Origin of the sequence: Nocardioides sp. (genome assembly GCF_024509035.1) — a bacterium.
Lineage (GTDB): Bacteria > Actinomycetota > Actinomycetes > Propionibacteriales > Nocardioidaceae > Nocardioides.
The window spans coordinates 36,847-55,463 of the sequence record NZ_JANINT010000014.1; the positions used below are offsets into that span (position 1 = coordinate 36,847).

The window sequence follows — 18,617 nt, forward strand, 5'->3', positions numbered from 1 at the left end:
TCTATGTGACGCCAGCGCATCAAAGGGTCTACTGCGTGTAACGATCTGGTCTCGACGGGTTCGCTTCCCGTCCTTTCGATCAGGCGTCGGACGGGATGGTTTTCGGTGCCACCGCGTCCACGCCCGCCTCCTTCCGTTGCTCCGGCGTGATCGGCGCAGGAGCTGCGGTGAGGGGGTCGAAACCGCCTCCGGACTTCGGGAACGCGATCACGTCGCGGATCGACTCGGTCCCGGCCAGCAGGGCCACGATCCGGTCCCACCCGAACGCGATGCCGCCGTGCGGGGGCGCGCCGTACTTGAAGGCCTCGAGCAGGAAGCCGAACTTCTCCTGCGCCTCCTCCTCGTCGATCCCCATGATCGCGAAGACGCGCTTCTGGATGTCCTCGCGGTGGATACGGATCGAGCCGCCACCGATCTCGTTGCCGTTGCAGACGATGTCGTAGGCCCACGCCAGCGCGCTGCCGGGGTCGGCGTCGAAGGTGTCGAGGTCCTGCGGCGAGGTGAAGGCGTGGTGCACCGCGGTCCAGGCGCTGTAGCCCAGCGCCACGTCGCCCGAGGCGGTCGCGTCGGCCGTGGGCTCGAACAGCGGGGCGTCGACGACCCACAGGAAGGACCAGGCGCTCTCGTCGATCAGGCCGCCGCGGCGACCGATCTCCAGGCGCGCGGCCCCGAGCAGGGCCCGGCTCGCCTTGGGGGCGCCGGCGGCGAAGAAGATGCAGTCCCCGGGCTGAGCGCCCACGTGGGCGGCCAGTCCGGCCTTCTCCTCGTCGGTGATGTTCTTGGCCACCGGACCGCCGAGCTCGCCGTCCTCGCCCACCAGCACGTAGGCCAGGCCGCGGGCGCCCCGCTGCTTGGCCCACTCCTGCCAGGCGTCGAGCTGCTTACGCGGCTGGCTCGCGCCGCCGGGCATCACCACGGCGCCGACGTACGGCGCCTGGAAGACGCGGAAGGTCGTGTTCGCGAAGTACTCGGTGCACTCGACGAGCTCGAGACCCATGCGCAGGTCGGGCTTGTCCGTGCCGTAGCGCGCCATCGCCTCGGCGTAGGTCATCCGCGGCAGCGGGACGGGTACGTCGTGGTCGACGAGCTTCCAGAGCGCGACGAGGATCTCCTCGGCCACGGCGAGGACGTCGTCCTGCTCGACGAAGCTCATCTCGATGTCGAGCTGGGTGAACTCCGGCTGCCGGTCGGCGCGGAAGTCCTCGTCGCGGTAGCAGCGCGCGATCTGGTAGTAGCGCTCCATGCCGGCGACCATGAGCAGCTGCTTGAACAGCTGCGGGCTCTGCGGCAGGGCGTACCAGCTGCCGGGCTGGAGCCGGGCCGGCACCAAGAAGTCACGCGCACCCTCGGGCGTCGAGCGGGTCAGCGTCGGCGTCTCGATCTCGACGAAGTCGTGGCGGTCGAGCACGTCGCGCGCGGCCTTGTTGACCTTGCTGCGCAGGCGCAGCGCCTGGTTGGGCGCCGGGCGCCGCAGGTCGAGGTAGCGGTGCTTGAGGCGCGCCTCCTCCCCCACCTCGACGTGCTCGCTGATCGGGAACGGCAGCGGCGCGGCGGCGCTCAGGACCTCGACGTCGGCCGCGACGACCTCGATCTCGCCCGTGGCGAGGTTGGGGTTCTCGTTGCCCTCCTTGCGGCGGGTCACCTCACCGGTGACCTTGAGGCAGTACTCGGCGCGCAGGTGGTGGGCGACCTCCTCGTCGCGGATCACCACCTGGACGACGCCGCTGGCCTCGCGCAGGTCGATGAAGGCCACGCCACCGTGGTCGCGCCGGTTGGCGACCCATCCGGTGAGGGTGACGGTCTGTCCGACGTGCTCGGCGCGCAGTAGGCCGGCGTCGTGGGTGCGGATCACTGATTCGTCTCCTGTGCTTCGTTGGTCGAGCTCGTCGAGACCACCTGCGGGCGCAGGTCGACCTCGGGCGGGGCCCACGCGGCGGGATCGGCCGCCACCTGGTCCCCCGACCGGATGTCCTTGACCTCGTGGTCACCGTCGGCGGACGGGAACCACACGTACGGGATGCCGCGACGCTCTGCGTAGCGGATCTGCTTGCCGAACTTCTGGGCGCTGGCGGCGACCTCGCACGGGATGCCGCGGGCGCGCAGCGCGCTGGCGACCGACTCGCTGACTGGCCGCGACTCCTCGGTCACGACGGCGACCACGACTGCGCTGGGCACCTTGCGGGTGGCGGCGAGGCCCGTGCGGGCCATGAGGGGCACGACGACGCGGCTGACGCCCAGGGAGATGCCGACCCCCGGGTAGGTCGTTCGCCCGTCGGTCGCGAGCGCGTCGTAGCGTCCGCCGGAGCAGATCGACCCCATCGACTCGTAGCCGTCGAGCCGGGTCTCGAAGACCGTCCCCGTGTAGTAGTCGAGCCCGCGGGCGATCGAGAGGTCCGCCTCGACGCGCACCCGGTCGCTGACCAGGTCGGTGACCGAGCGCACCAGCTGGGCGAGCTCGTCGAGGCCCTCCTCGAGCAGCGGGTGCTCGACGCCGAGGGCGCGGACGGCCTCGACGAAGGAGTCGTCGGCGGAGCGGATGGTCGCGAGGGCCAGCACCCGGTCGGCCGTCGGCTCGTCGACCCCGGCCTCGGTCAGGAGCATCGTGCGCACCTTCTCGACCGGCAGCTTGTCGAGCTTGTCGACGACCCGCATCACCTCATCGGTGTCGGTGACGCCCAGCCCGGCGTAGAAGCCCTGGATCAGCTTGCGGTTGTTGACCTGCAGCCGGAAGCCGGGCAGGAAGGAGAGTCGGCCCAGGGCGTCGACCATGACGCGAGTGACCTCCACGTCGTGGTGGAAGGGCAGGTCGTCGCGGCCGATGATGTCGATGTCGGCCTGGGTGAACTCGCGGTAGCGGCCCTCCTGCGGCCGCTCACCTCGCCATGCCTTCTGGATCTGGTAGCGGCGGAACGGGAACTCCAGCTTGCCGGCGTTCTCCAGCACGTAGCGCGCGAAGGGCACGGTGAGGTCGAAGTGCAGGCCGATGCCGGCGTGGCCCTCCGCCGACTCCTCGTGGAGGCGACGTAGGAGGTAGACCTCCTTGGAGGTGTCGCCCTTGCGCAGCAGCTGGTCGAGGGGCTCGACCGCGCGGGTCTCGATGCCGGCGAAGCCATAGAGCTCGAAGGTGGCGCGCAGCGTGTCGACGACCTGCTGCTCGACGTACCGCTGCTCGGGCAGCAGCTCGGGGAACCCGCTCAGCGGGGTGGGCTTGGTCATGCTCTGCGATGTCCTCAGAGGTCCTGGAGATAGGGGTTGGTCGCGCGCTCGCGCCCGATGGAGGTCTGCTCGCCGTGCCCCGGCAGCACGACCACGTCGTCGGCGAGGGGCAGCACCTTGGTCTTGAGGCTCTGGAGCATCGTCGCGTGGTCGCCGCCCGGCAGGTCGGTCCGCCCGATCGAGCCGGCGAAGAGCAGGTCGCCGGAGAACATGACCTCCGAGACGTCCTCGCGGTCGTACGGCGAGCGGAACGTCACCGAGCCGCGGGTGTGGCCCGGAGCGTGGTCGACCACGAAGCGCAGGCCCGCGAGCTCCAGCTCCTGCAGGTCGGCGAGCTCGCGGACGTCGTCGGGCTCGGCGAACTCGTAGCCGCCACCGAGCAGCATCTGTGCGGTGTCGGGCGACATGCCGGCCGTCGGGTCGGAGAGCAGATGCCGGTCCGCGGGGTGCACCCACGCCGTGGCGTCGTAGGAGCCGGCCACCGGGGCCACAGACCACATGTGGTCGACGTGACCGTGGGTCACCAGCACGGCCACCGGCTTGAGCCGGTGCTCGCGGATCACCTGCGCCACGCCCTCCGTGGCGTCCATGCCGGGGTCGATGACGACGCACTCGCTGCCCGGCCCGGTGGCGGCCACGTAGCAGTTCGTGCCCCACGGGCCCGCGGGGAATCCGGCGATCAACACCCCGGCAGACTATCGAGCGCGCCGCGCAGGCGCCGCACCGGTGCGACGCCTGCGACTCCGGCGCGGCCTGCGCGCGAGCGGCGGGCCCTCAGGCCAGAGGGTGGCCACAGTTCGTGCAGAACCGCGTGCCGGGCTCGGCTGGCTCCCCGCAGCTGCCGCAGAAGTGCGGCTCGTGGACCGGGGCGCTGGGAGGCATCTGGGCCACTGGCGGACCCGAGAATCCGAGGGGCACAGCCGGAGGCCCGGCGGGAGGTCCGGCGGGAGGTCCGGCAGGAGGTCCTCCTGCCGGGATGAGCGGCGGCGGGAACGCCGTCAGCGGGCTGGGGGCGCCGGGGGCCGTGGTCGCCGGTGACACCGGCGCTGGGGTGCCGCTCGGGGCGGTCCGGCCGCGGCGCCGCAGCAGGACCACCAGCACCACGACGCCCACGCCGACCGCGACGGCTGCCACGCTGCCGAGGACGATGGGGACCAGTGGCAGGTCCGAGTCGCCCTCCTTCACCGGCGGCTCGGGGAGCGCCTCGGCCTTGTCGAGGTACTCGGCCGCGAGCTCGTTGCTCGGCTGGTCGTCCACCACGGCCGCGAGCTTCGCCACCGCGGTCTCCTTGTCGCCGTTCCAGTACGCCGCGAGCCCGTCGCGATAGGCGATGGTGGTGTCGCTCATCAGGTTCTCGACACCGGCACCGGCCAACAGCTCGGCCAGCTGCGAGGACGGACGCACGAAGTTGAACGGCTGGCTCTCACCGACGATGCCGAAGCTGTTGACACCGACGACATTGCCGTCGAGGTCCACGGTGGGTCCCCCGCTCATGCCGCCCGAGACCGCCGCCGAGATCTCGTAGACCGGCAGGATGCCACCCTGCACGGTCTTGACCGAGCTGATCGAGCCGTCCTTGAAGCTCGGGGTCAGGTCCGGATCGGTCACGCTGTCGACCGAGGCCGGGTAGCCGATCGAGACCACCTCCGTGCCCACGTCGACGTCCGCATCCGACAGGGGCAGGGCGTTGAGCCCGGTGGCCTCCACCTTGAGCAGGGCGACGTCGCCGGCGTCGGCCGCGCGGAAGCCGACGACCCGCGCTCGGCGTACCTCCGCGGTCTGGATGCCGGAGGCAGCTGCACCCCACCCGACCTGGATGACGAGGTCGGCTCGGTTGACCTCGTCCATCGTCTCGACGCGGTAGTCCTGGAACCCGACGATGTCCTCCACGGTCAGCGTCGAGCTGAGGTAGTAGCCGTTGTCGACCGCCCACTGCGCGGCTGTCTCGAAGAACGCAGGCTTCACCTCGTCGAGGTCGACGCAGTGCCCGGCGGTGGCGATGTAGCCGTCGGGGTGGACGACGAAGCCGGTGCACTGGAACGAGAGCTCGAACTGCTGACCTCCGTTGAGGTAGGTCTTGTTGGCCTTGTCGAAGATGTAGGCGGCCCAGTCCTGCTGCAGGTAGACGATGCTGGGCTGCACCAAGGCGTCGACGCGCTCGAGGGGCGACTCCTCCTCCGGTGGAGCGCCCGCGTGGGCGGGCCCGACTCCCAGGGCCGCAAGTCCCACGAGAGCGGCCAGACCACTCGAGACGAGGATGCTGTGAAGACGGCTGAACATGTCGACCCCTCCCTGCCCTCGGGATGAGACTCTCCTGTTCGACGCTAGGCGGCGGCGCCTCCGGAGGGCAGAGTCGGTGGTCCCGTGGCGCCCAGGCACACCGTCCTGACACCCGGACACGGCGTGCGTCGGTAGCATGGCTGCCTGCGTCCGTCCGTCGAGCGAAGAGGATTACCAGTGACGAGCCATGAATGGGGTCGTGTCGCGGACGACGGGACGGTCTTCGTCAAGACCGCCGACGGCGAGCGGTCGGTCGGTCAGTACCCCGAGGGCACGCCTGACGAGGCGCTGAAGTTCTTCACCGAGCGCTACGCCGCGCTCGCGTTCGAGGTGGAGCTCCTGGAGAAGCGGATCCAGTCCGGCGTGATGTCGCCCGACGAGGCCGCCGGCTCTGTGAAGACCGTGCGCACGCAGGTCGACGAGGCCAAGGCCGTCGGCGACCTGGCCGCCCTCACCGCGCGGCTCGACGCCCTCGCGCCGATCCTCGAGCAGCAGCGCGAGGCCCGCAAGGCGGAGCGCGCTCAGCGGGCTGCCGAGTCGCGTGCCGGCAAGGAGCGGATCGTCGGCGAGGCCGAGAAGCTCGCCGAGGGCAGCGACTGGCGCCACGGTGCCAACCGGATGCGCGAGCTGCTCGACGAGTGGAAGGCGCTCCCCCGCATCGACCGCGCCTCCGACGACGCGCTCTGGCGGCGCTTCTCGACCGCGCGGACGGCGTACACGCGCCGGCGCAAGGCGCACTTCGCCGAGCAGCACGAGAAGCGGGACGCCGCCCGCGCCGTCAAGGAGCGGCTCGCCGCCGAGGCCGAGGAGCTGGCGACCTCCACCGAGTGGGGGCCGACCGCCGGTCGCTACCGCGACCTCATGCGGCAGTGGAAGGCCGCCGGACCCGCGCCCCGCGACGTCGACGACGCCCTCTGGAAGCGCTTCCGCGGCGCCCAGGACGCCTTCTTCGGTGCCCGTGACGCGGCCGCGGCCGAGCAGGACCAGGAGTTCGCGGCCAACGCCGAGGTCAAGGAGCGGCTGCTCGTCGAGGCCGAGGCGCTGGTGCCGGTCACCGACATCGATGCCGCCAAGCGCGCCTTCCGCGACATCGCCGAGCGGTGGGACGCCGCCGGCAAGGTCCCGCGGGACCGGATGAAGGAGCTCGAGGGCCGCATCCGCAAGGTCGAGCAGGAGATCCGTGGCGTCGAGGAGGAGCAGTGGCGCCGCTCCGACCCGGAGAAGTCCGCTCGCGCCGACGACATGGTCTCCAAGCTCGAGGCCGCCATCGCCCAGGTCGAGGCCGACCTGGAGAAGGCACGCGCCGCAGGCAACGAGAAGAAGATCAAGGAGCTCGAGGACAACCTCGCCTCCCGCCAGATGTTCCTCGAGACCGCCAAGCGAGCCAGCGCCGACTTCGGCGGTTGAGGGCGGCGGGGCGAGGTACGAGCCCGGCAGACCTCACGGAGGAGGGCGAGCAAGCCCCGCGACCGAGGAACGAGGTCGCGACGGGCGGGTCGAGGCCCGGTGAGCGAAGAAACGGCCCCTACTGCGTCACTCTGTAGGCGTCGAACACTCCCGGCACCGACCGCACCGCCTTGAGGACGTTGTCGAGGTGCTTGGCCTCGGCCATCTCGAAGGTGAAGCGACTCTTGGCGACCCGGTCGCGGGTCGTGGACAGGTTGGCGCTGAGGATGTCGACGTGGGCGTCGGAGAGCGCCATCGTGATGTCCGAGAGCAGCCGGGCCCGGTCGAGGGCCTCGACCTGGATGTTGACCAGGAAGCTGGACTGGCCGGTCGGCGCCCACTCGACGTCGAGGAGTCGCTCGGGCTGGGCCTGCAGGCTCGCGGCGTTGGTGCAGTTCTGGCGGTGCACGGAGACTCCTCCCCCCTTCGTCACGAACCCGAGGATCGGGTCGGGCGGGACCGGCGTGCAGCACTTGGCGAGCTTGACCCAGATGTCCGGCGCGCCCTTGACGATCACGCCGGAGTCGCCACCCGGCTGGACGTTGGACCGAGCCCGGCGCCCGGTGATCGTCACGCCCTCGGCGAGGTCCTCCGCAGCGCCCTCGTCGCCGCCGTGGACGTCGATGACGCGACGGACGACCGACTGGGCCGAGAGGTTGCCCTCACCGACCGCGGCGTAGAGCGCAGAGACGTCGGCGAGCTTGAAGTGGCTGGCGGCCAGCATCAGCGACTCGTGCGACATCAGGCGCTTGAGGGGCAGGCCCTCCTTGCGCATCAGCTTGGCGATCTGCTCCTTGCCGCGGTCGATCGCCTCCTCACGGCGCTCCTTGGTGAACCACTGGCGGATCTTGGACTTCGCGCGCGGCGACTTCACGAAGCCCAGCCAGTCGCGCGACGGTCCGGCGGTGGGTGCCTTGGAGGTGAAGACCTCGACGACGTCGCCGTTCTCGAGCGCCGACTCCAACGGCACGAGGCGGCCGTTGACCCGGGCACCGATCGTGTGGTGTCCGACCTCGGTGTGGACGGCGTACGCGAAGTCGACCGGGGTCGCACCCGTCGGGAGCGCGATCACGTCACCGCGGGGCGTGAAGACGTAGACCTCGGCACGGTTGATCTCGAAGCGCAGCGACTCGAGGAACTCCCCCGGGTCCTCGACCTCGTTCTGCCAGTCGAGCAGCTGGCGCACCCACGTCATGTCGTCGAGGTCGCCCGCCCGGTCGGTGTCGACCCCGGCGCGGCCGTCCTCCTTGTACTTCCAGTGGGCGGCGACGCCGTACTCGGCGCGGCGGTGCATCGCGAACGTCCGGATCTGCAGCTCCACCGGCTTGCCCTGGGGCCCGATCACCGTGGTGTGCAGCGACTGGTACATGTTGAACTTCGGCATCGCGACGTAGTCCTTGAACCGGCCCAGGACCGGGTTCCAGCGGGCGTGGAGGATGCCCAGGACCGTGTAGCAGTCGCGGTCGTTCTCGACCAGCACGCGGATGCCGACCAGGTCGTAGATGTCGGAGAACTCGCGGCCCCCGACGATCATCTTCTGGTAGATCGAGTAGTAGTGCTTCGGTCGCCCGGTCACCGACGCCTTGACCTTCGCCTCACGAAGGTCGGCCTCGACCTGGGCGATCACCTCGGCCAGGAACTGGTCGCGCGACGGCGCCCGCTCCGCAACCATCCGGACGATCTCGTCGTAGATCTTGGGGTGCAGGGTCGCGAACGCGAGGTCCTCGAGCTCCCACTTGATCGTGTTCATGCCGAGCCGGTGCGCGAGCGGCGCGTAGATGTCGAGGGTCTCGCGGGCGACCCGCTCCTGGGTCTCCTGCTTGACGTAGCGCAGCGTGCGCATGTTGTGGAGCCGGTCGGCGAGCTTGATGACCAGGACCCGGATGTCGCGCGACATCGCGACGATCATCTTGCGGATGGTCTCGGCCTGCGCGGAGTCGCCGTACTTGACCTTGTCGAGCTTGGTCACCCCGTCGACGAGCAGCGCGATCTCGTCACCGAAGTCGTGGCGCACCTGCTCGAGGGTGTACGGCGTGTCCTCGACCGTGTCGTGCAGCAGGGCCGCGGCCAGCGTCGGCTCGGTCATGCCGATGTCGGCGAGGATCGTGGTGACCGCGAGCGGGTGGGTGATGTAGGGGTCGCCGCTCTTGCGCGTCTGGGTGCCGTGCATCCGCTCCGCGGTCACGTAGGCCCGCTCGAGCAGCGCCAGGTCGGCCTTGGGGTGGTTGGCCCGCACCGAGCGGAACAGCGGCTCGAGGACCGGGTTGGCTCCCTGGTTGCGGGTCCCCATCCGGGCGAACCTCGCACGCATGCTGCGGGTGGACGGAGCCGGGTCCGAGGCGCGCCGCTCCTGCTCGGGAAGGGCGGTGCGTTCCTCGGTCACTCGACCAGTCTACGTACGACTCAGATCGTCAACAGCGTGGTGAGTGGCACCGTGCCGATCGCGGCCCGCCCGGAGAGGAATCCGAGCTCCATCAGCATCGCCACCGCGTGCACGTCGGCGCCGCACTGCTCGACCAGGTCGATCGTGGCCCGGGCCGTGCCGCCGGTGGCGAGCACGTCGTCGACGAGCAGCACGCGGTCACCCGGCTCGAGCGCGTCCTGGTGCACCTCGAGGGTGGCCTCGCCGTACTCCAGGGCGTAGGAGACGGCGTACGTCGCGCGCGGCAGCTTGCCGGCCTTGCGCACGGGCACGAAGCCGACGCCGAGCGCCAGGGCGACCGGAGCGCCCAGGATGAAGCCGCGGGACTCCATGCCGAGCACCTTGTCGACCACCACGGCGCCGCTGTCGTCACGACCGGGCGCCGCGAGCGCAGCCACGACCGCGGCGAGCGCCGCGTGGTCGGCGAGCATCGGGGTGATGTCCTTGAACAGGATCCCGGGCTCGGGGAAGTCCGGGACGTCGGCGATGAGCGCCAACGCCTCGTCCAGACCGGCCGCCGCGGAGGCGGGCAGGGTCACTTCTTGCCCCGCTTGGAGCGCGGCTGGCGTGTCGGCTGCTGCCGTCCACCGGCAGCGCTGGACGGGCGGACCGGACCGTGCGCCGGAGGCGCGACCCGTCCGCGGCCCGGCGCACCCGAGGCCCGGTCCTGGGTGGGCGCCGCAGGCCGGGACGTCGGCACGTCGTCGATCTCGTCCAGCTCGTCGGGCCCATCGCCGGCACCGGGCTCGGCCGCGATCGGCATGTCCTCGCTGAACGTCGGGACGGAGGCGTAGCGGTCGGCCTCGACCTTCTTCTGCCGGGCCTTCTCGCGCTTCTCGGCCTGGAGCACGTCGGTCTCCCCCGCCTTGAGCTGCACGACCAGCGGGGTCGCGATGAAGATCGAGGAGTAGGCGCCGGCCGCCATGCCGACGAACAGCGCGAGCGCGAGGTCCTTCAGCGTGCTGGCGCCGAGCTGGACCGCACCGACGTAGAGGATCGCGCCGACCGGGATGAGCGCCACGATCGAGGTGTTGATCGAGCGCACCAGGGTCTGGTTGACCGCGAGGTTGGCGGCCTTGGCGTAGGTCGTCCGGCTCTCGCGGAGGTTCCTGGTGTTCTCGCGCACCTTGTCGAACACCACGACGGTGTCGTAGAGCGAGAAGCCGAGGATCGTGAGCAGACCTGTCACGGTCGCGGGCGTCACCTCGAAGCCCGACAGGGCGTAGACGCCGATCGTGATCACGACGTCGTGAGCGAGGGCCACGATCGCGGCGACCGACATCTTCCACTCGCGGAAGTACGCCCAGATGAACAGGACCACGAGGACGAGGAACACCACGAGGCCGGTCCCGGCCCGCTTGGCGATCTCCCGACCCCAGCTCGGTCCGATCTCGGTGGGGCTGATGTCGTCGTTCCCGACGCCGGTCGTCTGCTGGATGACGTCGGCGATCTCCGCGCTCTCCGCGGGGGACACCGGCTTGACCTGGACGAGGATGCCCGCGCTGCCGTTGCTGTTGACGACCGGCTGCTGCGCTGCGTCGATGCCCGTGTCAGCGACCGCCGCCCGCACGTCGTCGACCAGGCCCTGGTCGAGGTTCTCGACGTTGCTGACCTTGTACTCGGCGCCACCGACGAACTCGATGCCCATGTCCAGGCCCTTGACCGACAGGCCGAGGACGGCGAGGAGCACGATCACCGCCGAGATGGCGTACCACAGCCACTTCCGGCCGACGAAGTCGATCGACTTCTCGCCGGAGTAGAGGTCGTTGCCCAATCGCGAGAACTTGCCCATCAGGCCCTCCCTCCCACGGTGTTGATCCGGTGGACACCGAGCGCCTCGGCGTCGAGCCCGGAGAGCTTGTGCCCCCGGTTGAAGAACGAGTACTTGCCCAGCACGCTGACGAGCGGGTGGGTGAACCAGAAGAAGATCGCGAGGTCGATGAGCGTGGAGACGCCCAGCGTGAACGCGAAGCCCTTCACGACTCCCGTCGCGAAGATGTAGAGCACGACCGCGGCCAGCAGCGAGACCGCGTCGGCTGCGACACAGGTGCCCCGGGCGCGCTTCCAGCCGGCCTGGACCGCCACCCGCATCGACTTCCCGTCGCGCATCTCGTCACGGATGCGCTCGAAGTAGACGATGAACGAGTCGGCGGTGATGCCGACGGCGACGATCAGCCCGGCGATGCCGGGCAGGGTGAGCGTGAAGCCGGCCGACTTGCTCAGCAGCAGGACCGTCGAGTAGGTCACGATGCCGGCGACCACGAGCGAGGCGATCACCACCAGGCCGAGGCCGCGGTAGTAGATCAGGCAGTAGAGCATCACCAGGACGAGGCCGACGATGCCGGCGAGGATGCCCGCGGAGAGCTGGTCGCCCGCCAGCGAGGCGCCGATCTGCTCGACCGAGGTCGCCTCCTTGTCGAAGGCGATCGGGAGTGCGCCGTACTTCAGGCTGGTGGCCAGCGACTGGGCCGACGACTTGGTGAAGTTGCCGCTGATCTGCGCCTGGCCGTTGGGGATCGGGCCGTCGAAGCCAGGGCTGGAGATGACCTGGCCGTCGAGGACGATCGCGAAGCGCTGCCCGGTGCTCACCATGACCCGCGAGAGATCGGCGAACACCTGCTTGCCCTCGCCGCCGATCTCCAGCTGGACGATCCAGTTCACCTGCTGCTGCGGCACGACCGCGTCGGCACTCTTGAGGTCGGTGCCCTCGACCGCGGCCGGCGAGAGCAGGTACTTGACGTTCGCGTCCCCCTCCGCCTCGGTGCCACAGGTGACCAGGAAGGTGTCGGGCTTGTCCTCGACCGTGCCCTTGGCCGGGCAGGTGTAGGCGTTGTAGGCCTCGATCGCCGCCTTGCCCGGGTCGTCCATGAAGTCCAGCGCCATCTGCGCCTTGTCGTCGGTCGCGGGGGCCGGCGCCTCGGACCCGGCGGGCGAATCACTGGGCGACTCGCTGGGCGACTCGCTGGGCGACTCGCTGGGCGACGCGGAGCCCGACTCGGAGGGCGTGGCCGAGGGGCTCGTGCTCGCCTTCGTGCCGGGCTGCTTGCTGGGCTTGGCGCCCGGCTTGGCCAACACGCCCGGCCGGTTCTTGGGGCTGCCGGTGGTCTTGTCCGACGGCTGGGCCGACGGCTTGTCGGAGGACTGGGCCGAGGGCTGCTCGGAGGGCAGGATCGACGCACCGTCGCTCGGCGCCGTCGGGCCACTGGTCGTGCCACACGGTCCTGGGTCGAGGCTGGAGCACGCGACGGTGCGGAACCGCAGCTGCGCGGTGCGGGTGGCCAGGCCGACCAGCGAGTTCGAGGTGGGGCCGGGGATCTCGACGACGATGTTCCGCCCGCCCTGCGTGGTCACCTCGGCCTCAGCCACACCCGACCCGTTCACGCGCTGGTCGATGATGCCGGCGGCCTCCTTGAGGTTCGCAGAGGTCGGGTTGCCGGTGGCGGTCATCGTGATGCGGGTGCCGCCCTTGAGGTCCAGGCCCAGGGCCGGCTTCCAGGTGCCTCCGAGGGCAACGAGGCCATAGGAGATCGCCACCACCAGGGAGAACACCACCAGGGTGCGTCCGGGGCGGAACGCCTTGCGTGCCATGTCAGCTCTCCTCCGGGCCGGAGGCGCTCCCCGGCTGGTCATCGATCGCGTCCGACCCGTCCGCCGGCCCGTCGATCTTGTTCGCGATCGTCCCGACCGCGCCGCGCGCGACCTTGATGCTCACCCCGGGCGCCACCTCGACGAGCAGGTGACCGTCGTGGAGCTCGCGCACCGTTCCGTAGACCCCGGAGGTGAGGACGATCTCGTCTCCCACCGTCAACGAGGACTGCATGCGTCCGAGTTCCTTCTGTCGCCGACTGGCTGGCCGGATGATGAACAGCCAGAAGAGCAGGGCGATGCCGACGAGCGGCAACAACTCCAGCACAGAACAACCTCTCGGACGAGCTCGAACGACCTTGGCCGCCCTGGGGCCACCCCCGGGACGACCGTGGCACCAGCGGGCTCGCGAGCGGGCTCGCCGGTGCGCAGCCCAGAGCGGGCCGGTCGACGGGCAAGCATAACCGTGCGGGCACTCGGCCCGGCCATTCCGGGGTGCCCCGCGCGTCAGTCGTCGAAGAGGGGCGCGTCGCCGTCCGGGAGGTTCAGCGCCGGAGGCGGGGTCAGACCGAGGTGCTGCCACGCGGCCGGTGTCGCGATCCTGCCGCGGGGCGTCCGGGCGAGGAATCCGTTGCGCACCAGGAACGGCTCGGCCACCTCCTCCACGGTCTCGCGCTCCTCTCCCACGGCGACGGCCAGGGTCGCGACACCGACCGGACCGCCGCCGAAGCGGCGGCACAGCACGTCCAGCACCGCACGGTCGAGGCGGTCGAGGCCGAGCTGGTCGACCTCGTAGAGGTCGAGCGCGTCATGGGCGACCTCGAGGGTGACGAGGCCGTCGGCACGCACCTGGGCGTAGTCGCGGACCCGGCGCAGCAGGCGGTTGGCGATACGCGGCGTACCGCGCGAGCGCGACGCGATCTCCGCGGTCCCCTCGGGGAGCGCGTGCACGTCGAGCAGGCGGGCCGACCGCTGGATGATCGTGTCGAGCTCGTCGGGCTCGTAGAACTCCAGGTGGGCGGTGAAGCCGAACCGGTCGCGCAGTGGACCGGGCAACAGGCCGGCACGCGTGGTGGCGCCGACCAGGGTGAACGGCGGGATCTCCAGCGGGATCGCAGTGGCGCCGGGGCCCTTGCCGATGACCACGTCGACCCGGAAGTCCTCCATCGCCATGTAGAGCATCTCCTCGGCCGGCCGCGACATCCGGTGGATCTCGTCGACGAAGAGGACGTCACCCTCGTTCATGCCGGACAGGATCGCCGCGAGGTCGCCTGCGTGGGTGATCGCCGGCCCGCTCGTGAGCCGCAGCGGGGCGCTCATCTCGCTGGCGATGATCATCGCCAGCGTGGTCTTGCCGAGCCCCGGAGGACCTGAGAGCAGCACGTGGTCGGGCGCGCGGCCGCGGCGACGAGCCGCCTCGAGCACCAGCCCGAGCTGGTCGCGGACCCGGACCTGCCCGACGACCTCGTCGAGCGTCCGCGGGCGCAGCGCGGCCTCGACCGCCCGCTCGTCGCCGTCGGCCTCGACCGCGGTCAAGGAGCGGTAGTGCGCGGCCTCGGCCGCCTCGAGGTCCTCCTCGCGGAAGGTCATCGCCTCAGGCCTTGCTCAACGTGCGTAGGGCCGCGCGCAGGAGCGCAGCGACATCGGGCATCTCGCCGGCCTCGGGCGCCACGGCGTCGATCGCCTTCTCGGCGTCCCGCGCCGGCCAGCCGAGACCCACCAGGCCCTGGTGGACCTGGTCGCGCCACGCGGCGGCCGGGACTGCGGCCGCGGTGGACCGACCGGCCCCGGTCGGCGCGCCGATGCGGTCGCGCAGCTCGAGGATGATGCGCTGCGCGCCCTTCTGACCGATGCCGGGCACCCGGGTGAGGGTCTTGACGTCGTCGCCGGAGATCGCGAGGCGCAGGTCGTCGGGCGAGAGCACCGCGAGCATCGCCTGGGCGAGCTTGGGCCCGACACCGGAGGCGGTCTGCAGCAGCTCGAAGGTCTGCTTCTCGTCCTCGTCGGCGAACCCGAAGAGCGTCAGCGAGTCCTCGCGGACGACCATGCTGGTGGGCAGGATCGCCTGCTGGCCGATGCGCAGGCCCGCGAGCGTCCCGGGCGTGCACATGACGTCGAGCCCGACTCCCCCGACCTCCACCACCGCGCTCGAGAGGGTCACCGCGGCCACCTGGCCGCGCACGAAGGCGATCACGATCTGCTCCTCACGTGCTGTCGGGCGGCGGCGACCGCCGCGTCGATGCGTGCTTGGGCGCCTCCGCGCCAGATGTGGGTGATGGCGAGAGCCAGGGCGTCCGCAGCGTCGGCGGGCTTGGGCATGGCGTCCAGCCGGAGGATGCGGGTCACCATGGCTCCGACCTGCGCCTTGTCGGCGCGGCCGTTGCCGGACACCGCGGCCTTGACCTCACTGGGCGTGTGCAGCGCGATCGGGAGCCCACGGCGCGCGGCCACCACCATCGCGACACCGCTCGCCTGGGCGGTGCCCATCACGGTGCTGACGTCGGAGCGGGCGAAGACACGCTCGATCGCCACGGCATCAGGGGCGTGCTCCTCGATCCACGCCTCGACCCCGCGCTCGATCGTGACCAGGCGCTGCGGCACCGGCAGGTCGGCCGAGGTGCGCAGGACGTTGACGTCCACCAGGCTCAGCGGTCGGCCCATCGAGCCCTCGACCACGCCCATGCCGCAGCGGGTCAGGCCGGGGTCGATCCCGAGCACACGCATATTGAGGCCTTCCGTCCGAACAGGTGTTCGGAGCTAACGCTAGCCGCCGTCGGCCCGCGAGCTCGTAGGACACGCCCGGCTGCTGTCGCCCGACTGCTGTCGCCCGGCGATGATCCCCCGGCGATGATCCCCGAGCGATGATCCCCCGGCGGTGCACCCGGCGATGCACCCGGGTCTCGGGGCGGAGCGACCATTCGCTGTAACGCCGTGTCACCCCGCCTCCTCAGGATGCTGCATCAGGGTCGCAAGGTGGGGCAACAGGGCGTGACACCCATCCGTCGGCCTGCCCCCCAGATGCTCACAGCCAGGGCGACGATCGCGTCGTCCACAGGGCGGGGAATCGATCGGTGCGCCAGTGTCGAGCCCAGGTGAGCCTTCCGTTGATGTTCGCACGCCACCCTCTCCTCACGCCCGATCCTCACGGCCTCATCACCCGCCGCCGGGCTACCGCTGCCGGCCTCGACGACGCCGATCTCCGCCACTTGGTGAAGCACGGCGAGCTCGTGCGGCTTCGCCGAGGCGTCTTCGTCCCGAGCGACCACTGGGCCTCTCTCGGCGAGTTCTACGGACGTCCCCTGCTCCGGATCCGCGCGGCACAGGCGTGCCTGCGCTCTGACCACGTGCTCAGCCATGACTCGGCGGCCATGCTGCTGGATCTCGGTTGTCCGGACCCTCGCACGGCGTCGGTCCACGTCACGCGGCCGAAGGTCCACGGCGACGCCGACCGGGCCGGCATCAAGCATCACCTGGCTCCGTATGCCGACCATCAGGTGGTCACCCTGGACGGTCTCCGGATGCTCGACCGCGCGCGCACGGCGCTCGACATGGCTCGGGAGCACGGGCTGGTCGCAGGTGTCGCCTGCTGCGATGCCGCTCTCCGCCTTGGCGTGACGCAGGAGGACCTGGCAGCGGCTCGATCCGCGATGCGGTGCTGGCCAGGGAGCCGGGTGATGGACGCGGCGATGCGGCTCGCCGACCCCGGGTCGGAGTCGTGGCTGGAGTCCGAGGCGCGCCTGCTGGTGACGTCTCTGGACATCGGACGACCCGAGACCCAGTTCGGGCTGACCGACGGCACACGCACCGTCTGGTGCGACATGAGAGTCGGCCGACATCTGTTCGAGGCCGACGGCTACCTGAAGTACACCGCAGCCCATGCGCTCGGTCTCGACCCCGGACGGGTCCTGCGTGAGGAGAAGCAACGACAGGACTTCATCAGCGGGTTCAAGCTCGGCGTCTCGCGCATCACCGCGACCGACTGCCACTCCGGCCGCGACAACGCTCGGGCCAGGCTCGCGCGGGAGTACGCCGACACCTGCGCCCGGTTCGGCACCGACATCTCAGACCTGGCGCCGTACGTCGTCCGACGGCGGCGGCCGCTCGCCGCCTGATGGCGCTGACATCGCCCAGCGCTCTGCCGATCGGCAGTTGTAACGCCGTGTTACCCATCCTTCGCACCATGATGCAACCCGGTGGGAGGGGTGGGTAAACGGGCGTTACAGCGGCGGTCGACCGCCCCGATCACGCGTCCAGCGACTCCAGCACGTCGTCGGGGATGTCGGCGTTGGTGAAGACGTTCTGCACGTCGTCGAGGTCGTCGAGCACGTCGACGAGACGGAAGACCTTGCCGGCGACGTCGGGCTCGGCGACCGGGATGTCGAGGGTCGCGACGAACTGGACCTCGGCGGAGTCGTAGTCGATGCCCGCCGCCTGGAGGGCCGTGCGGACCGCGACGACGTCGGAGGCCTCCGACTGGATCTCGAAGGTGTCGCCGAGGTCGTCGACCTCCTCCGCGCCCGCGTCGAGCGTCGTCTCGAGGATGTCGTCCTCGGTGATCTCCCAGGGCTTGCCGCCGCGCTCCTGGGCCTTCTCGACCACCACGACGCCCTTGCGCGTGAACAGGCGCGACACCGAACCCGGGTCGGCCATCGTGCCGCCGTTGCGGGTGACCGCGGTGCGGACCTCCATGGCCGCGCGGTTGCGGTTGTCGGTGAGGCACTCGACCAGCAGCGCGACACCCTGCGGGCCGTACACCTCGTACATGATCGTCTCGTAGTCGACGCCGCCGCTCTCGAGACCGCCGCCGCGCTTGACCGCGGAGTCGATGTTCTTGTTCGGGACCGACTGCTTCTTCGCCTTCTGGATGGCGTCGTAGAGCGTCGGGTTGCCCGCAGGGTCGGGGCCGCCCATCTTCGCCGCGATCTCGATGTTCTTGATCAGCTTGGCGAACAGCTTGCCGCGCTTGGCGTCGATCGCGGCCTTCTTGTGCTTCGTGGTCGCCCACTTGGAGTGGCCAGACATGACGTTCCTATCTCTCCTCGGTGACCAGGTCGACGAACAGGCGGTGGACCCGGGAGTCGCCACCCACCTCGGGGTGGAACGACGTCGCCATCAGCGAACCCTGACGGACCGCGACGATCCTACCCGCGGCGGGGCCCTGCTCCACACGTGCCAGCACCTCGACGGACTCCCCCGCGGCCTCGACCCACGGCGCCCGGATGAAGATCGCGTGCACAGGCGCATCGAGGCCGGCGACGTCGATGTCGCCCTCGAAGGAGTCGACCTGGCGGCCGAAGGCGTTGCGCCGCACGGTGATGTCGAGCCCGCCGAGGGTCTCTTGGTCGTGGGCGCCGTCCTCGATCCGGTCGGCGAGCAGGATCATGCCGGCGCAGGTGCCGAACGCCGGCATGCCCTCCTTGATCCGCTGGCGGATCGGTTCGAACAGGTCGAACGTGCGCGCCAGCTTGGCCATCGTGGTCGACTCCCCACCGGGGATCACCAGTCCGTGGCACGCCTCGAGCTCGGAGGTACGCCGCACGGTGGTGGCCCGCACGCCCAGCTCCTCGAGCGTCCGTACGTGCTCGCGGACGTCGCCCTGGACGGCGAGGACGCCGATCGTGGGAGCGGCCGCTGGTGAGAACGAGGTCACGACCGTCCATCCTAGGGA

Annotated in this window: 16 protein-coding genes; 2 read left to right on the forward strand and 14 right to left on the reverse strand. The window is 70.6% G+C overall.

What is annotated here, in order from left to right; all coding sequences use genetic code 11:
* Nucleotides 1–79: 79 nt before the first annotated feature.
* The 4 genes from aspS to Q0L15_RS01575 all read right to left on the reverse strand — a co-directional run bounded on the left by aspS (nucleotide 80) and on the right by Q0L15_RS01575 (nucleotide 5,496).
* A complete protein-coding gene (aspS, locus tag Q0L15_RS01560; protein ID WP_296601755.1) occupies nucleotides 80–1,852 on the reverse strand; it encodes an aspartate--tRNA ligase in 1,773 nt (590 codons plus the stop codon).
* Nucleotides 1,849–3,216 (reverse strand): histidine--tRNA ligase, encoded by a 1,368-nt coding sequence (hisS, locus tag Q0L15_RS01565; RefSeq protein WP_296601756.1) that lies wholly within the window; start codon nucleotides 3,214–3,216, stop codon nucleotides 1,849–1,851. Before hisS ends, aspS begins: the two co-directional genes overlap by 4 nt.
* A gap of 14 nt (nucleotides 3,217–3,230) precedes the next feature.
* Nucleotides 3,231–3,902, reverse strand: coding sequence for an MBL fold metallo-hydrolase (locus Q0L15_RS01570; protein WP_296601757.1), 672 nt, complete (start codon nucleotides 3,900–3,902; stop codon nucleotides 3,231–3,233).
* An 88-nt stretch (nucleotides 3,903–3,990) separates the two neighbouring features.
* Nucleotides 3,991–5,496, reverse strand: coding sequence for a trypsin-like peptidase domain-containing protein (locus tag Q0L15_RS01575; RefSeq protein ID WP_296601759.1), 1,506 nt, complete (start codon nucleotides 5,494–5,496; stop codon nucleotides 3,991–3,993).
* A 177-nt stretch (nucleotides 5,497–5,673) separates the two neighbouring features.
* Between Q0L15_RS01575 and Q0L15_RS01580 the strand changes: the two genes are divergently transcribed.
* Nucleotides 5,674–6,903, forward strand: coding sequence for a DUF349 domain-containing protein (locus Q0L15_RS01580; protein WP_296601760.1), 1,230 nt, complete (start codon nucleotides 5,674–5,676; stop codon nucleotides 6,901–6,903).
* Between the two features lie 118 nt (nucleotides 6,904–7,021).
* Here Q0L15_RS01580 and Q0L15_RS01585 read toward each other — a convergent pair whose 3' ends face one another.
* The 8 genes from Q0L15_RS01585 to ruvC all read right to left on the reverse strand — a co-directional run bounded on the left by Q0L15_RS01585 (nucleotide 7,022) and on the right by ruvC (nucleotide 15,673).
* Entirely contained in the window at nucleotides 7,022–9,253 is a 2,232-nt protein-coding gene (locus tag Q0L15_RS01585) for a bifunctional (p)ppGpp synthetase/guanosine-3',5'-bis(diphosphate) 3'-pyrophosphohydrolase (protein ID WP_296601790.1), read from the reverse strand.
* 92 nt (nucleotides 9,254–9,345) lie between these two features.
* Nucleotides 9,346–9,903, reverse strand: a complete 558-nt coding sequence (locus Q0L15_RS01590) for an adenine phosphoribosyltransferase (RefSeq protein ID WP_296601761.1) — start codon at nucleotides 9,901–9,903, stop codon at nucleotides 9,346–9,348.
* Complete coding sequence (gene secF / locus Q0L15_RS01595) at nucleotides 9,900–11,156, reverse strand: protein translocase subunit SecF (RefSeq protein WP_296601763.1); 1,257 nt, start codon at nucleotides 11,154–11,156, stop codon at nucleotides 9,900–9,902. Before secF ends, Q0L15_RS01590 begins: the two co-directional genes overlap by 4 nt.
* Nucleotides 11,156–12,952, reverse strand: coding sequence for a protein translocase subunit SecD (gene secD, locus Q0L15_RS01600; protein WP_296601764.1), 1,797 nt, complete (start codon nucleotides 12,950–12,952; stop codon nucleotides 11,156–11,158). The genes secF and secD overlap by 1 nt, the downstream gene beginning before the upstream one ends.
* Before the next feature lies 1 nt (nucleotide 12,953).
* Nucleotides 12,954–13,277: a preprotein translocase subunit YajC gene (gene yajC / locus Q0L15_RS01605; RefSeq protein WP_296601765.1), complete on the reverse strand. Its 324-nt coding sequence runs from the start codon at nucleotides 13,275–13,277 to the stop codon at nucleotides 12,954–12,956.
* 179 nt (nucleotides 13,278–13,456) lie between these two features.
* Nucleotides 13,457–14,539, reverse strand: coding sequence for a Holliday junction branch migration DNA helicase RuvB (ruvB, locus tag Q0L15_RS01610; protein ID WP_296601767.1), 1,083 nt, complete (start codon nucleotides 14,537–14,539; stop codon nucleotides 13,457–13,459).
* Between the two features lie 4 nt (nucleotides 14,540–14,543).
* Nucleotides 14,544–15,143 (reverse strand): Holliday junction branch migration protein RuvA, encoded by a 600-nt coding sequence (ruvA, locus tag Q0L15_RS01615; protein WP_296601769.1) that lies wholly within the window; start codon nucleotides 15,141–15,143, stop codon nucleotides 14,544–14,546.
* Nucleotides 15,140–15,673, reverse strand: a complete 534-nt coding sequence (ruvC, locus tag Q0L15_RS01620; protein ID WP_296601770.1) for a crossover junction endodeoxyribonuclease RuvC — start codon at nucleotides 15,671–15,673, stop codon at nucleotides 15,140–15,142. Before ruvC ends, ruvA begins: the two co-directional genes overlap by 4 nt.
* A 383-nt stretch (nucleotides 15,674–16,056) precedes the next feature.
* On the opposite strand from ruvC, the gene Q0L15_RS01625 reads away from it, so the two are divergent.
* Nucleotides 16,057–17,061, forward strand: a complete 1,005-nt coding sequence (locus Q0L15_RS01625) for a type IV toxin-antitoxin system AbiEi family antitoxin domain-containing protein (protein ID WP_296601771.1) — start codon at nucleotides 16,057–16,059, stop codon at nucleotides 17,059–17,061.
* Between the two features lie 130 nt (nucleotides 17,062–17,191).
* Here Q0L15_RS01625 and Q0L15_RS01630 read toward each other — a convergent pair whose 3' ends face one another.
* A complete protein-coding gene (locus Q0L15_RS01630; RefSeq protein WP_296601773.1) occupies nucleotides 17,192–17,971 on the reverse strand; it encodes a YebC/PmpR family DNA-binding transcriptional regulator in 780 nt (259 codons plus the stop codon).
* A 7-nt stretch (nucleotides 17,972–17,978) separates the two neighbouring features.
* Entirely contained in the window at nucleotides 17,979–18,599 is a 621-nt protein-coding gene (gene pdxT / locus Q0L15_RS01635; RefSeq protein WP_296601774.1) for a pyridoxal 5'-phosphate synthase glutaminase subunit PdxT, read from the reverse strand.
* Nucleotides 18,600–18,617: the final 18 nt, after the last annotated feature.